Source organism: Pseudomonas sp. m6p, from assembly GCF_055760375.1.
Genome location: NZ_CM147084.1, coordinates 5,860,955 through 5,874,440, shown reverse-complemented (window position 1 = coordinate 5,874,440; position 13,486 = coordinate 5,860,955). Strand labels below are relative to the sequence as shown.

Annotated in this window: 10 protein-coding genes; all 10 read left to right on the top strand. The window is 55.5% G+C overall.

Going from position 1 to position 13,486, the window contains the following annotated elements; translation table 11 throughout:
• Nucleotides 1-36: 36 nt before the first annotated feature.
• The 10 genes from atpG (at nt 37) to ACYZUM_RS26815 (ending at nt 13,469) form a co-directional block, all read left to right on the top strand.
• Nucleotides 37-897, top strand: coding sequence for a F0F1 ATP synthase subunit gamma (atpG, locus tag ACYZUM_RS26860; RefSeq protein ID WP_007954161.1), 861 nt, complete (start codon nt 37-39; stop codon nt 895-897).
• Nucleotides 898-924: 27 nt separating this feature from the next.
• Nucleotides 925-2,301, top strand: a complete 1,377-nt coding sequence (gene atpD / locus ACYZUM_RS26855; RefSeq protein ID WP_007954162.1) for a F0F1 ATP synthase subunit beta — start codon at nt 925-927, stop codon at nt 2,299-2,301.
• A gap of 45 nt (nt 2,302-2,346) precedes the next feature.
• A complete protein-coding gene (locus ACYZUM_RS26850; RefSeq protein ID WP_007954164.1) occupies nt 2,347-2,772 on the top strand; it encodes a F0F1 ATP synthase subunit epsilon in 426 nt (141 codons plus the stop codon).
• A 117-nt stretch (nt 2,773-2,889) separates the two neighbouring features.
• Nucleotides 2,890-4,257, top strand: a complete 1,368-nt coding sequence (glmU, locus tag ACYZUM_RS26845) for a bifunctional UDP-N-acetylglucosamine diphosphorylase/glucosamine-1-phosphate N-acetyltransferase GlmU (protein WP_108184345.1) — start codon at nt 2,890-2,892, stop codon at nt 4,255-4,257.
• 158 nt (nt 4,258-4,415) lie between these two features.
• The gene (locus tag ACYZUM_RS26840) at nt 4,416-5,192 is read left to right on the top strand and encodes a DeoR/GlpR family DNA-binding transcription regulator (protein ID WP_041073573.1); all 777 of its coding nucleotides are present in this window, start codon (nt 4,416-4,418) and stop codon (nt 5,190-5,192) included.
• A gap of 2 nt (nt 5,193-5,194) precedes the next feature.
• A complete protein-coding gene (glmS, locus tag ACYZUM_RS26835) occupies nt 5,195-7,027 on the top strand; it encodes a glutamine--fructose-6-phosphate transaminase (isomerizing) (protein ID WP_108184344.1) in 1,833 nt (610 codons plus the stop codon).
• A gap of 281 nt (nt 7,028-7,308) precedes the next feature.
• Nucleotides 7,309-8,163: a TnsA endonuclease N-terminal domain-containing protein gene (locus ACYZUM_RS26830; protein WP_042556885.1), complete on the top strand. Its 855-nt coding sequence runs from the start codon at nt 7,309-7,311 to the stop codon at nt 8,161-8,163.
• On the top strand, nt 8,160-10,328 hold the full coding sequence (locus ACYZUM_RS26825; RefSeq protein WP_042556884.1) for a Mu transposase C-terminal domain-containing protein: 2,169 nt from the start codon (nt 8,160-8,162) through the stop codon (nt 10,326-10,328). Before ACYZUM_RS26830 ends, ACYZUM_RS26825 begins: the two co-directional genes overlap by 4 nt.
• Nucleotides 10,325-11,785 (top strand): ATP-binding protein, encoded by a 1,461-nt coding sequence (locus tag ACYZUM_RS26820; protein WP_042556883.1) that lies wholly within the window; start codon nt 10,325-10,327, stop codon nt 11,783-11,785. Before ACYZUM_RS26825 ends, ACYZUM_RS26820 begins: the two co-directional genes overlap by 4 nt.
• A gap of 16 nt (nt 11,786-11,801) precedes the next feature.
• Nucleotides 11,802-13,469, top strand: a complete 1,668-nt coding sequence (locus ACYZUM_RS26815) for a TnsD family Tn7-like transposition protein (RefSeq protein WP_042556882.1) — start codon at nt 11,802-11,804, stop codon at nt 13,467-13,469.
• The last annotated feature ends 17 nt before the right edge of the window (nt 13,470-13,486 follow it).

Sequence of the window (13,486 nt, the reverse complement as noted above, 5' to 3'; positions counted from 1 at the left end):
CGCAAGGCTCCCGCTTGCTAACCTGATAGGTGTTACATGGCAGGCGCAAAAGAGATTCGCAGTAAGATTGCGAGCATCAAAAGCACGCAAAAAATTACCAGCGCCATGGAAAAAGTGGCGGTCAGCAAAATGCGCAAGGCACAAATGCGCATGGCTGCTAGCCGTCCTTATGCGGAACGTATCCGCCAGGTAATTGGGCATCTGGCCAACGCCAACCCGGAATACCGCCACCCGTTCATGATCGACCGTGAAGTAAAGCGCGTCGGTTATGTCGTAGTGAGCAGTGACCGTGGTCTGTGCGGCGGCTTGAACACCAACCTGTTCAAGGCCCTGGTCAAGGACATGGCGGTAAACCGCGAAAACGGCGTCGAGATTGATCTGTGTGTTGTTGGTAGCAAGGGTGCGGCCTTTTTCCGCAACTTCGGCGGTAACGTCGTTGCAGCTATCAGCCACCTGGGTGAAGAGCCGTCGATCAATGATCTGATCGGCAGCGTCAAGGTGATGCTGGATGCCTACCTGGACGGCCGTATTGACCGCCTGTCCGTGGTATCCAACAAGTTCATCAACACCATGACGCAACAGCCTACCGTGGAGCAGTTGATTCCACTGGTGGCGACCCCGGATCAAGAACTCAAGCACCACTGGGACTACCTCTACGAACCAGACGCCAAAGAGCTGCTAGACGGCTTGATGGTGCGCTACGTGGAGTCGCAGGTGTACCAGGCGGTGGTCGAGAACAACGCGGCCGAACAAGCTGCGCGGATGATCGCGATGAAGAACGCTACCGACAACGCCGGTGATTTGATCAGCGATTTGCAGCTGATCTACAACAAGGCGCGTCAGGCTGCGATCACCCAAGAGATCTCGGAAATCGTCGGCGGCGCTGCCGCGGTTTAACGGTTCAAATATTCAGAGGATCCAGCTATGAGTAGCGGACGTATCGTTCAAATCATCGGCGCCGTTATCGACGTGGAATTCCCACGCGACAGCGTACCGAGCATCTACGACGCCTTGAAGGTTCAAGGCGCCGAAACCACTCTGGAAGTTCAGCAGCAGCTGGGCGACGGCGTGGTACGTACCATTGCGATGGGCTCGACCGAAGGCTTGAAGCGCGGTCTGGACGTCAACAACACTGGCGCAGCCATCTCCGTACCGGTCGGTAAAGCGACTCTGGGCCGGATCATGGACGTACTGGGCAACCCGATCGACGAAGCTGGCCCGATCGGCGAAGAAGAGCGCTGGGGTATTCACCGCGCCGCTCCTTCCTTCGCTGAACAAGCTGGCGGCAACGAGCTGCTGGAAACCGGCATCAAGGTTATCGACCTGGTTTGCCCGTTCGCCAAGGGCGGTAAAGTCGGTCTGTTCGGTGGTGCCGGTGTAGGCAAAACCGTAAACATGATGGAACTGATCCGTAACATCGCCATCGAGCACAGCGGTTATTCCGTGTTCGCCGGTGTGGGTGAGCGTACTCGTGAGGGTAACGACTTCTACCACGAGATGAAGGACTCCAACGTTCTGGACAAAGTGGCCCTGGTTTACGGTCAGATGAACGAGCCGCCGGGAAACCGTCTGCGCGTAGCACTGACCGGCCTGACCATGGCCGAGAAGTTCCGTGACGAAGGTAACGACGTTCTGCTGTTCGTCGACAACATCTATCGTTACACCCTGGCCGGTACTGAAGTATCCGCACTGCTGGGCCGTATGCCTTCGGCAGTAGGTTACCAGCCGACTCTGGCTGAAGAGATGGGCGTGCTGCAAGAGCGCATCACTTCGACCAAGCAAGGTTCGATTACTTCGATCCAGGCGGTATACGTACCTGCGGACGACTTGACTGACCCGTCGCCAGCGACCACCTTCGCCCACTTGGACGCCACTGTCGTTCTGTCCCGTGACATCGCTTCCCTGGGTATCTACCCAGCGGTAGACCCACTGGACTCGACTTCGCGTCAGCTGGATCCGAACGTGATCGGCAACGACCACTACGAAACCGCTCGCGGTGTTCAGTACGTGCTGCAGCGCTACAAAGAGCTGAAGGACATCATTGCGATCCTGGGTATGGACGAGCTGTCGGAAGCCGACAAGCAGTTGGTAAACCGTGCTCGTAAGATCCAGCGCTTCTTGTCGCAGCCGTTCTTCGTGGCTGAAGTCTTCACCGGTGCTTCGGGTAAATACGTTTCCCTGAAAGACACTATTGCTGGCTTCAAAGGCATCCTCAACGGTGACTACGACCACCTGCCAGAACAAGCGTTCTACATGGTTGGCGGCATCGAAGAAGCGATCGAGAAAGCCAAGAAACTGTAATCCCGGCGCCCGGCAACGGGCGCTAATTTAGGTTGAGGCAATCAGATGGCTATGACAGTCCATTGCGATATCGTCAGCGCGGAAGGGGAAATCTTTTCCGGCCTGGTCGAGATGGTGATTGCGCACGGTGCACTGGGTGATCTTGGTATCGCTCTGGGTCACGCGCCGCTGATCACTAATCTGAAGCCAGGTCCGATCCGCCTGATCAAGCAAGGCGGGGAAGCCGAGGTGTTCTACATCTCCGGTGGTTTCCTCGAGGTTCAGCCGAACATGGTCAAGGTGCTTGCCGATACCGTGCAACGTGCCGCCGACCTGGATGAAGCTCAGGCTCAAGCAGCCCTCAAGGCTGCCGAAGCTGCTCTGCACGAGAAGAGCGCAGATTTCGATTACGGAGCTGCGTCCGCACGTCTGGCCGAGGCTGCAGCTCAGCTGCGCACCGTCCAGCAGATCCGCAAGAAGTTTGGCGGTTAATCCGTCAGCCACTTGTTGTGCGATTGATAAAAAAGGGTAGCCTCGGCTACCCTTTTTTCTTTTCCGATTTTTACAACCCGGTCGCAGTTGCTGACCGCCCAGGATTGGTAGCCAGTCATGTCTCTCGAAATCGTTATTCTCGCGGCCGGTCAAGGCACCCGTATGCGATCGGCGTTGCCGAAAGTGCTGCACCCGGTTGCCGGCAATTCCATGCTTGGGCATGTTATCCACAGCGCACGACAGCTCGATCCACAGCGCATTCATGTGGTGATCGGCCACGGTGCCGACATGGTGCGCGAACGTCTGGCGGCTGACGACCTGAATTTCGTGCTGCAGGACAAGCAATTGGGCACTGGACATGCCACGGCTCAGGCGGTCCCGTTCATCAGTGCTGATACCGTACTGATCCTTTACGGTGACGTGCCTTTGATCGAAGTCGAAACCCTGCAGCGTCTGCTCAAGCACGTCGTACCTGGGCAGATGGGCCTGCTGACCGTTGAGCTGGAAGACCCGACCGGTTACGGCCGCATCGTGCGCGGCGCTGACGGCAAGGTCGCTGCCATCGTCGAACACAAAGATGCCAGCGAAGCCCAGCGCGCGATCACCGAAGGTAATACCGGCATTCTCGCTGTCCCGGCCAATCGTTTGGCCGACTGGATGAGCCGCCTGTCAAACAACAACGCGCAAGGCGAGTACTACCTGACCGACGTGATCGAAATGGCGGTCAGCGATGGTCTGGTGGTGGCCACCGAGCAGCCACACGACCCGATGGAAGTGCAAGGCGCCAATGATCGCAAGCAACTGTCGGAACTGGAGCGTCATTACCAGCTGCGCGCCGGCCGCCGCCTGATGGCGCAAGGCGTGACCCTGCGTGACCCGGCGCGTTTCGATGTGCGTGGCGAAGTCACCGTCGGTCGCGATGTGCTGATCGACGTCAACGTGATTCTCGAAGGCAATGTTGTCATCGAGGACGACGTGGTGATCGGCCCGAACTGCGTGATCAAGGACAGCACCCTGCGTAAAGGCGTGGTGATCAAGGCCAACAGCCACATCGAAGGTGCGGTGTTGGGTGAAGGCAGCGATGCCGGTCCTTTCGCCCGTTTGCGTCCCGGCACGGTTCTGGAAGCGCGCGCGCATGTGGGTAACTTTGTCGAACTGAAAAACGCGCGCATGGGCGAGGGCGCCAAGGCCGGGCATCTGACCTACCTGGGCGACGCGGAAATCGGTGCACGCACCAACATTGGCGCCGGCACCATCACCTGTAACTACGATGGCGCCAACAAATGGAAAACCGTGTTGGGCGAAGATGTATTCATCGGCTCCAACAACTCGCTGGTCGCGCCTGTGGATATCTCGTCCGGTGCAACCACGGCGGCTGGCTCGACCATTACCCAGAATGTGGATAACGCGCAGTTGGCCGTGGGTCGGGCGCGGCAGAAAAATATCGATGGCTGGAAGCGGCCGGAGAAAATCAAGAAGAGCTGAGTTTTCCACAGCAGTTTTTACATCAAAAGATCGCAGCCTTCGGCAACTCCTATAGAGGATGCCGGGGGCTGCGATTTTTTTATGGCCTGAGCTTGACGATTGAAGGGCAATAGGTTTTGATTGCTTACGTTATCTTTCGAAACGAAACTTAAGCCGCCATGTCGAAACGCAATACACCCCAGCGCCGCCACAACATTCTCGCCTTGCTCAACGAGCAGGGTGAAGTCAGTGTGGATGAACTGGCCAAGCGCTTCGAAACCTCGGAAGTTACGATCCGCAAGGATCTGGCTGCGCTGGAAAGCCATGGTCTATTGCTGCGCCGTTACGGCGGGGCAATCACGATGCCGCAGGAGCTGGTGGCGGAACCCGGCCAAAGCGTTTCGAAGTACAAACAGGCGATTGCCCGCGCTGCCGTCAAACGTATCCGCGAGCACGCCCGTATCATCATCGACAGCGGCAGTACCACCGCCGCCATGATCCCCGAGCTGGGCCAGCAGCCGGGTCTGGTCGTCATGACCAACTCCCTGCATGTCGCCAACGCCTTGAGCGAACTCGAGCACGAGCCGGTGCTGCTGATGACTGGCGGCACCTGGGATCCGCATTCGGAGTCCTTCCAGGGCCAGGTGGCGGAGCAGGTACTACGCTCTTACGACTTCGACCAGTTGTTTATCGGCGCCGATGGCATCGATCTGGTGCGCGGTACCACCACATTCAACGAGTTGCTCGGTTTGAGCCGGGTGATGGCGGAAGTGGCGCGGGAAGTGATCGTGATGGTCGAGGCCGACAAGATCGGCCGCAAGATCCCCAACCTGGAGCTGCCGTGGAGCAGCGTCCATACCCTCATTACCGATGATCGCCTGCCACAAGAGGCCCGCGATCAGATTCAGGCCCGCGGTATCACATTGATTTGCGCGGCTGTCAGTCAGGAGAAATAAGCATGTGTGGAATTGTCGGCGCAGTTGCTGAACGTAATATCACCGCCATCCTGCTCGAAGGCCTCAAGCGCCTTGAATACCGCGGCTATGACAGCGCCGGTGTAGCGGTTTTCACCAACGATGCAAAGCTCGAGCGCATGCGTCGTCCGGGCAAGGTCAGCGAACTGGAAACTGCGCTGGCCGAACAGCCGCTGGCCGGCCGTCTCGGTATCGCCCACACCCGTTGGGCGACCCACGGTGCACCATGCGAGCGTAACGCGCACCCGCATTTCTCCGGTGATATCGCCGTGGTGCACAACGGCATCATCGAGAACCACGAAGCCCTGCGTGAGCAACTGAAAGCGCTGGGTTACGTGTTCACTTCGGACACCGATACCGAAGTCATCGCGCACCTGCTGAGCCACAAACTCAAGGATCAGCCTGACCTGACCGTTGCGCTGAAAGCCACCGTCAAAGAGCTGCACGGCGCCTACGGTCTGGCCGTGATCAACGCACAACAGCCGGATCGTCTGGTGGCCGCGCGCAGTGGCAGCCCGTTGGTGATCGGTCTGGGCCTGGGTGAGAACTTCCTCGCGTCCGACCAGTTGGCCCTGCGTCAGGTCACTGACCGCTTCATGTATCTGGAAGAAGGCGATATCGCCGAAATTCGCCGCGATAACGTGCAGATCTGGGACGTCAATGGCAACGCCGTCGAACGCCAGACCGTGCAGTACAGCGATGGCGCCGAAGCCGCCGACAAGGGCGAATTCCGCCATTACATGCTCAAGGAAATCCACGAACAGCCCATCGTGGTGCAGCGTACCCTCGAAGGCCGCCTGAGCAACAATCAAGTGCTGGTGCAGGCCTTCGGCCCACAGGCTGCCGAATTGTTCGCCAAAGTGCGCAATGTGCAGATCGTCGCCTGCGGTACCAGTTACCACGCCGGCATGGTTGCGCGTTACTGGCTCGAAGAACTGGCCGGCATTCCGTGCCAGGTCGAAGTCGCCAGCGAATTCCGCTACCGCAAGGTGGTGGTGCAGCCTGACACCCTGTTCGTCACCATCTCGCAGTCCGGCGAAACCGCCGACACTCTGGCCGCGCTGCGCAACGCCAAAGAGCTGGGCTTCCTCGCCAGCCTGGCGATCTGCAACGTCGGCATCAGCTCACTGGTGCGTGAGTCCGACCTGACCCTGCTGACTCAGGCCGGTCGCGAAATCGGCGTAGCCTCGACCAAGGCGTTCACCACACAACTGGTCGGCCTGTTGCTGCTGACCCTGTCGCTGGGTCAGGTACGCGGCACGCTCGGCAAAGGCGTTGAGGCCACGTTGGTGGAAGAGTTGCGTCGCCTGCCGACCCGTCTGGGTGAGGCACTGGCCATGGACAGCACCGTGGAAAAAATCGCCGAGCTGTTCGCCGAGAAGAACCACACCCTGTTCCTTGGCCGTGGCGCGCAGTTCCCGGTGGCGATGGAAGGTGCCTTGAAGCTCAAGGAAATCTCCTACATCCACGCCGAAGCCTACCCGGCCGGTGAACTGAAGCACGGCCCGCTGGCGCTTGTGGATAACGACATGCCGGTGGTCACTGTGGCGCCGAATAATGAACTGCTGGAGAAGCTCAAGTCCAACCTGCAGGAAGTCCGTGCCCGTGGCGGTGAACTGATCGTGTTCGCTGACGAAAAAGCCGGGATGACCAATGGTGAAGGCACCCACGTGGTGCAGATGCCGCACATCCACGACATCCTCTCGCCGATCCTCTACACCGTCCCGCTGCAGTTGCTGTCGTACTACGTCGCCGTGCTCAAGGGCACCGACGTCGACCAGCCACGCAACCTGGCGAAGTCGGTGACGGTGGAATAAGTTATCCACAGCTGACATTGACCCTGGCTTTGAACAATAAAGATTGACACAAAACAATAAAGTTTGACACTCATGAACATAGATTGACACAAGGCTCAAACCCCCGTATCTACGGGGGTTTTTCCTTTCCAGGCTTTCCCTTTGGTCTGGATTCATCGCTTCAACTCTCTGCGGGTGTAGTCTAGAAAATGCTTTGAATATGGCCGCTACGGCGGTCGTGTTCTTCTACGACTTTTCTCGGCGTGAGGTGAAGCGGTCCGCATCGACTGAGGAGGCGTGGGTTGCGAGGTCGTAAGTTTGCATCACAGCAGGACATTGAACGGCACATTGCAAATGGATTTGGCGAAGGCGCCGGGGCAAGCTACGTGCCTTGGCTGCGGGTACAAGATGTCCCGTCGATAGGTCGTTCGCACAAAATCCAAGGTGTGAAGATCGAGAGGATTCATCACCTACTGTCAGATCTCGAGCGTTCGTACTTCCTTGTGTGTGAATTTTCTGAAGACGTCGTGGATATCCGTGAGCAATATCCGTTACTACCCACAGAGCGCGCGCAAGCGATAGCGTCGGCAATAGATGTACGTTATCCCAGATACCCTAGAACGACACTGCCCTATGTAATGACAACAGATTTCCTGCTAACCGTTAAGGACTTGAGCGGAAACTTTAAGTCGGTAGCTAGAACGGTGAAGTATCGATCCGACCTAGTTGGCAAAGGAAGTAACCGCACGCTTGAAAAACTTGAGATTGAAAAGCGCTTTTGGCAAAGCCAAGGTGTTGATTGGAAAATCGTCACAGATGAATTTTTTACACGAGATTTGATAAAAAATCTTGGACTAATCAGAAAATACTCGAAGCTCCCTCGCGATTTAATGAAAGTCCCTTTGCATTCGAGTTTTATCGAGTGCCTAGCAAACAGCCGGGAATATTCGTGGACTTTGGCCACCTGTCTAAGAAAAATAGCGTCCCTTCTGTCCATCTCTTATCTAGACGCTCAGGCAATTTTCTTCCATCTGGTTTGGAACAAGGTACTGAAAATAGATTTGATTAACACTCCTCTCCACCTTACTAGTCTAGTTCCTGAATTCGAAGTTTTCCAGATCCCTGTCCAAGGATCGTTGAAGGAGAAAATGTCATGACTGTCCTCGTTAATGAGGTTTTTGAGCCTGTTACCGATCTGTCGGTCATCGCTACGATAGCTAGGCTCATTTACCAAGATGAAACGCATGACTTGGCTGTGGTGATAGATCTAGCAGACCCACCCCGGCAGCCCTACGCCATTGGTCTCGAAGAGTTGCGTCGTTCGTTAGCGTCTGGTCACACGAAACCAGCAGCCATTACCACACCCGAGTTTATGCTTGTGCTTGAGGACCAGCTGGATGAGAGAGCCAAGCAAGGCCGGGACGAAAAGTGGGCGGTCATAGCCCCGCTGCTAGATCCTGAATATCCAGGACAAATATTTGTACGGGGAGAGTTAGGCCGGCTTGTTACCAAACGGGCGTCAGAGCTCGGAATTCAGCGAAAAACGATCTATCGGCTTCTTTACCGATATTGGTTTTATGGTCAAGTTCGAAACTCATTACTTAATAATTACTCGGCGGTAGGAGTTGCCGATAGAAAATATGATCCGAGTAGGCCTCCAGGGCGAAAACCTACGTTTCAAGGCGTTCTCACTGCGCCTTCCAAGATGCTCAGTGCGGTTGATAAACGATGCATACGAGTTGGATATGCCCTTTATGTAAAAGATAAGAAATCTTCTATTTCGAGCGCATATGACGAAATGTTGAGAAGATTCTACTCGGTTCGAGACATCTCTAAAAACAGTGAAGAAGAGCTTCGTTTGCTACCTAGCTTAGAGCTGCCCAGCCTGAGGCAATTCAGATATTGGGGACAGATTTTTTTCGACGAAATTGAAACCGAGCGTGGCCGTAAAGGGTTGAGGAAGTGGTTAAAGGACTGCCGTCCGCTTTCAGGTACCGTTCGCGATTGGCTGCGTGGACCGTGTCATCAGTTTGAAATCGACGCAACTATTGCCGATATTTATTTGGTCAATAGCTACTCTAGACGGATGCTTATTGGCCGGCCCGTAGTTTATATCGTTGTGGATAGTTTCTCCGGAATGATTGTTGGCCTCTATGTAGGATTGGAAGGTCCCAGTTGGAACGGGGCGAGGCAAGCGCTGTTCAACGCGTTTACCCCCAAAGTCGAGTTCTGCGCTCAGAACGGCGTTGAAATCAATTCAGATGATTGGAATTGTCACCACCTGCCCCACCAGATTTACGCCGACAGGGGAGAGATGTTGTCACTGGCAGCAGAGGGGCTATCGTCAGGCTTGGGAATTGAGATGGGCACGGCTCCGCCTTATCGGCCTGATTGGAAGCCTATGGTAGAAAGTCGGTTTGGCATTTTGAATGATTTGACGGGTATCAGATGGCTACCTGGCGGGGTAGCTGCGCGAGACAAAGAGCGAGGCGAGCGAGATTACCGGCTCGATGCCACGCTAAACCTCAAAGAGTTCACCCAGATCCTCATCAATTGCGTGCTCCACTATAACCGGCACCATCGACAGCCTGACCGACTGACTCAGGCGATGATGAATGACGGTGTTGAACCTACGCCCAACGGGATATGGAATTGGGCCTGCGAAAACGACCTGATCGAATCCAACAAACGTCCCGACGAGCTGGTTTACCTCCATCTCTTGCCGCGCGAGCGCGCGACCGTTCAAAAGGGCGGCGTGATGTTTCGCGGCATGCACTACGTTTGTGATATGGCCATAGAGAAAGATTGGTTTGCCAAGGCTCGCAAAGGGGGCGTTTGGTCAATAGAGTGTTGGTTCGATCCGAACTCTGCGGCGCACATCTGGATCCAGGGAGAGGCCAAGCAGTTTATCCGCTGTGATCTTCGACGATCGGATGCCGGTTACGCGAATTACCGCTCGGACGAGATTTTTGATCTGCTCGAAGCCTATCGCCAAAAACCGCCTACTCACCGGCGAGCCGAGCTGGAAAGCCGTGTGCAGCTTAGCGATCAGGTCCACCAGATCATCAGCCATGCGCTCGCAGAACGAAAATTGGAACCTGCTCCGCCCACCAAGGCGGAGGCCACTGGAAACATCCGCGAGAACCGCGCAGAAGAACGTCTCCGTGAGCGTGAAAATGCGGCTGTTCCTGAAGGCGTCAGGGCGGAGCCAGCTTCACTTCAATCTGAATCGACACCGAAAGCGCATGACTCATATGCCGGCGAGCGCACTGCGCAAGTTATCGATTTGCTCAAAAGAATTCGGCCAGGACAGGCAAAATGAAAGGTGCGCAGACGTTTGCCAATTACGTCAAACAGGACATAAGTGAGTATGCGGGCAATCCGCTTATCGAAGCTTTGCCTCCTATATTGTCGGAGGCGGCGGCTATTGAGCTGATCTCGAATTTTCCTCAGCCGGTGGATCCGAAAGAGCTGACCCTCGAAGGATCCACTCGAATTCACTGTATCGACCGATTAAGAACCGTGGTACAGCCGTTTTTGTTACACCTGGAACTGGAGGCCCTGTTTTCACTGCTCATCCGTCGAGGGTATGTTGGGCGTAACCCGATGTCGCCCGCTACCGTCCGGCATTTGCATTCTTTATCGGGGGCTCAGCGTTACCACGATGCGTTCAAGTCCACTGCTGAAACGTTTACCGTCGTCGGCCTGAGCGGTATTGGCAAGTCGACGGCACTCCACGCCATTTTGAGCCTTTATCCACAGACAATCCGTCATGAGCGCTATGAGGGAAAGCAGTTTGTTCATACCCAAATCACTTGGCTGAAGCTTGACTGCCCTCGGGATGGATCGCTGGCTGGATTTTGCCAGCAGTTTTTTTATGCGGTTGGTGACGCTCTAGGAGACAAGGACTATCACAAGCGCTACAGGCATCGAAATATCAATGATGCGCTGCAACAGATGGAGCAGGTGGCCAGCACGTTTTTCATCGGCGCCTTGTTAATCGACGAGCTGCAAAACCTCCACCTGGCGAAAACCGGTGGTAAGGAGAGCATGCTGAATTTCTTTCTGCACTTGGTTAACAACATTGGTATCCCGGTCGTTTTCAGTGGCACGAACTCTACGATTAGCCTGTTCTCAGAAGCCATGCGGACTGCCCGCCGAGTCTGTGGTGCCGGTACGCTGGAATTCAAACGATTCGAAAAAGAGGATGAGGAGTGGCGGTTGTTAGTCGAAAATCTCTGGAGCTATCAGTGGTGCAAGCAGACTGCTGAGCTGACTGACGAGATTTTCGACACGCTGTATGAGCACACTCAAGGCGTCACAGATTTCCTGGTCAAGCTGCTGGTATTGAGTCAGCGTTATGCGGTCCAGAGTGGCTCGGAGTGTTTGACTGCCGAGGTCCTGGTGAAGGTAAGCAACTCAAAAATGCAGATTCTAAAGCCAGCCCTTTCAGCTCTGCGTAGCCGAGATCCGAAGCGGATGCGGCAGTTCGACGATTTGCTGCCGATTGAGGATCAACTGAGCGAAATGATGGTCTTCGACGGTTTGGCACGAGAGGATCGCCTCGCCTTGCTTCGAAGCGTTGTGTCCCGTGAGAAGCCGGCAGACCAATCTCCAACCATTCTTGCGAAGGATCACCCATCGCCTATTGCAACTGGTGTGGAAAACTCAGAGGCTAAAGCCCTAAGCGAACAGGACGCTCCCCTCGATGCTCTGCGAGCTGCGGGCTGGCTCAACGAGGACTTGTTTGAGTTCTCACCGATGTATCACAAAGCGTGAGTCGGGGGGTGGCGAAGTGCACCTTAAACTCCATTTCTTCCCCACCGCGTTCCCCGATGAGACGCTGCACAGCGTGATATCTCGCTATGCCCGTCTTTGCGGTGTTCGTAATTGCCAAGCAGCATTTGCCGGCCTGAAATCGGCGGCAGCATTTTCGCAAAATGTGGCATTCCCAAGTCATTTAGGGGAGTTTGTCGACGCGCTACCCAGCGGTACCGAGCTATCGATAGCCGAGGTCCTTATGCGTCACACGCTATTACCCTACTATGCGCCGTTTTTGACTATGAGCCAGGTAGAACACGCTCGGACGCTGATGACTGCCGATGGGAAGGGTTTGATGTTGAAGCTGGGCGTCAACGCGAGCCGTATTGGATTCGCCTCCCGAGTGCGGTTATGCCCAGAATGTATCGCCCAAGATCAGGCCCAACGGGGAGTTGCTTACTGGCACAGGGTTCACATGCTTCCAGGCGTGCTGGTATGTCCGCATCACGGGACGTCACTTAGTATCCTTGATCCTCGCTGGTCCAGCCGCAGCTCTCGACAACTCAATCTGCCGAGTGATGAGAATGTGCAAGCTCACACGTTACGTCTCGATACCCCGTCGCTGAGCATGCCGCCGCTTCACGAAATAGCGTTGCGCTCACTTCAGGTCATCGAGTCTGAAGTCAGTGCTTTGTCAGCGGAGGCGGTGCGCTACACGTTTTTACAAAGGGCAACGCAGCTTAACCTTGCCTCTGATAACCATCGCTTGCACATGCACATGCTGGCGCAGCACATGGCCGATTTTTTTGCCGCACTCCCGCAAGAATGGGAATTTTCCATACTCGGAGAAGTTCGTGCAGGTACACCCGCCTCGTGGGTCACGAAGCTGCTTCGTACGCCAATAACCTCCCACCACCCGCTCAAATACATTTTATTGGCCGGTGCTCTGGGCATTGACATGGTGAACTTGCTGCATGGTCAACGCCCGGTGAAACAGGCGGTGGCGTGTGGTCCGATAGCTCACATTCAACTTCACACGCGCCTTTCTCCGGTGATGCCCGGTGAAGGCATGGACTGTTCGTCAGCCGCTGTGTGGAAACATGCTCTTGAGGGCGCTGATGCCAAAAAGATCGCTGCCGTTCTAGGCGTTTCATTGGCGTATGTCTATCGTCACATCCGAAATGTAGCCGGCGGGCAAGGTGCTTGGAGTGAGGCAAGATTTCACATTGAGCTATGCGCAAGACGCACGGCTTTCGAGGCTGATTATCGTTTTTACAAAGCACATGCATGCAGGGGGTATGCGTGGCTGTATCGCCACGATAGGCGGTGGCTTTCGGAGTCAACTGTAAACCCAAGCCCCCATCGTACGCCCCGTCTAAATAGCGCCGAAATGTTCGCTGCCCTCGATGCGAGACTGGCCGGCGAAGTCCGTCAGTGTGCTGAAGCGCTTTATGCTCTTGCGGGTAAGCCTGTCCGCATCTCGCGTACCAGAATTGGCCGGGAGCTTCATGTTCTGTCTCGCTTCGAAAAGCAGCTCTGCAAGCTTCCTCTCTGTGCAGCAATGCTCGACAAAGTATGTGAATCAATCGAAGGCTTCCACGATAGGCGTCTGCGATGGGCTAGAAGCAAATTGCTCTCGGAGGGCAAGCCTATATCACGTTCTTCGCTTTACAGGGTCGCGAGCATTCGGCCCACGCTGTAATCCAGCCAGCCATTCCC